We start from the raw sequence: 1,256 nt of genomic DNA, 5'->3' as shown, positions 1-1,256 counted from the left end.
CCCAACTACTCCAGGGTGCTTTTGGGAGCGGTTATGAGCCAAAGCCGTCTTGCGCCTTTTAAATTATTTAACTTTGTAACGACACATCTATCAACGAAAGGAACATTACATGAAAATTAAACGTCTCGACCATATTGTTTTACCTGTCTCCAACCTTGAGGCCTCAACGCGCTTTTACCATGAAACATTTGACATGCCTGTCTTAAAAGATCAATCCGACGAACAAACAACGACCTTGCGTTGCGGCCACCAACTAATCCGCCTAGTTACCACAGATCGTCAGGCTTTGAAAGCTGAAGCTGCTGTGCCTGGATGCGGTGATTTATGCATTGTAGCAGGTGATAAAATGGATGCGATTGTAAACCATTTAAAGAGCTACTTTATCGATATTGTAGCGGGTCCAGTTAAAAAAAGCGGTTCTGAAGGCGAAATGGAAGCTGTCTACATTCATGATTTAGACCAAAATTTAATTGAAATTGCTGTTTACCAAGGAAAATAAAAAAGAAGCTGAAAAATTTCAGCTTCTTTTTTTATCACTTAAGCTTTAACAACTGCGGTATTACCACTGTCAAAAATTTCTTTTTCATTGGTGTCAATATATTCCGCCTTATAAGGGGTATCATATAATTTTCCATCTTGGTTGGAAAAAAGATCTAAAGCACTTAAAGCCTGCATTTCAGCTTTGATTGTTTTCTCATCAAATTCTTGTGCCACATTTTTTAGTTGAACCGAATGCGTTTTGCTGCCGGTTTTAAAAGTCATCTTTAAGTTTTTCATCGTAATCCCCCTTACTTGGTAATCGTTTGTGTCACTGTCAAAGTAGCTGCTTCAACTTTATCCCCGGTTAATTTAGCCACAATATCGGCTAATGCATTAACTTTTGTTTCATCAGCTGCCTGAGATACATTACTAAAATTCCGATTTGACTGAGTACCATCGCTACCTTTACAAGCAAATTTTAAATTACTTTTCTTCCATACAACTGCCATTGTTTTGGCCTCCCTTTTTTTATTGCAAGATCTTACATCCTTAATAACGTTCAAACTTTTTATTTTGCGCATAAAAAAAACAGATTCACAAAGAATCTGCTTTTTTTCTATCACTGTAAAGCACCGGTTACTCGGTTAAAGTTATACCAGCGTCCATTGATATATTGGCGTCCATATAGCATTTGTCCTTGGCTGTTGTAATAACAAGTCTTCCTTTGACCATAAGCTGCCAAGTTTTGGAAACCGGTCATTCTTGCACCGGTTACT

Annotated in this window: 3 protein-coding genes; 1 reads left to right on the top strand and 2 read right to left on the bottom strand. The window is 37.9% G+C overall.

The genetic code is table 11. From position 1 onward, the window contains the following. Nucleotides 1-109: 109 nt before the first annotated feature. Nucleotides 110-499 (top strand): VOC family protein, encoded by a 390-nt coding sequence (locus BMX26_RS09350; RefSeq protein WP_075531148.1) that lies wholly within the window; start codon nucleotides 110-112, stop codon nucleotides 497-499. A gap of 38 nt (nucleotides 500-537) precedes the next feature. Here BMX26_RS09350 and BMX26_RS09345 read toward each other — a convergent pair whose 3' ends face one another. Together BMX26_RS09345 and BMX26_RS09340 are read right to left on the bottom strand one after the other, a co-directional pair. Next, on the bottom strand, nucleotides 538-777 hold the full coding sequence (locus BMX26_RS09345) for a DUF2922 domain-containing protein (protein WP_075531147.1): 240 nt from the start codon (nucleotides 775-777) through the stop codon (nucleotides 538-540). Nucleotides 778-788: 11 nt separating this feature from the next. Next, nucleotides 789-989, bottom strand: coding sequence for a hypothetical protein (locus tag BMX26_RS09340; protein ID WP_075531146.1), 201 nt, complete (start codon nucleotides 987-989; stop codon nucleotides 789-791). Nucleotides 990-1,256 lie beyond the last annotated feature (267 nt).

It is taken from the genome of Ligilactobacillus sp. WC1T17, assembly GCA_900110005.1.
GTDB classification, from domain to species: domain Bacteria; phylum Bacillota; class Bacilli; order Lactobacillales; family Lactobacillaceae; genus Ligilactobacillus; species Ligilactobacillus ruminis_A.
Note: the sequence above shows the minus strand (reverse complement) of the source record. Positions and strands in the feature narration are given on the sequence as shown.

What these genes read in the sequence shown, in the direction of transcription:
- BMX26_RS09350 (WP_075531148.1), top strand. Translation starts at nt 110, where the DNA reads ATGAAAATTAAACGTCTCGACCATATTGTTTTACCTGTCTCCAACCTT.
- BMX26_RS09345 (WP_075531147.1), bottom strand. Translation starts at nt 777, where the DNA reads ATGAAAAACTTAAAGATGACTTTTAAAACCGGCAGCAAAACGCATTCG.
- BMX26_RS09340 (WP_075531146.1), bottom strand. Translation starts at nt 989, where the DNA reads ATGGCAGTTGTATGGAAGAAAAGTAATTTAAAATTTGCTTGTAAAGGT.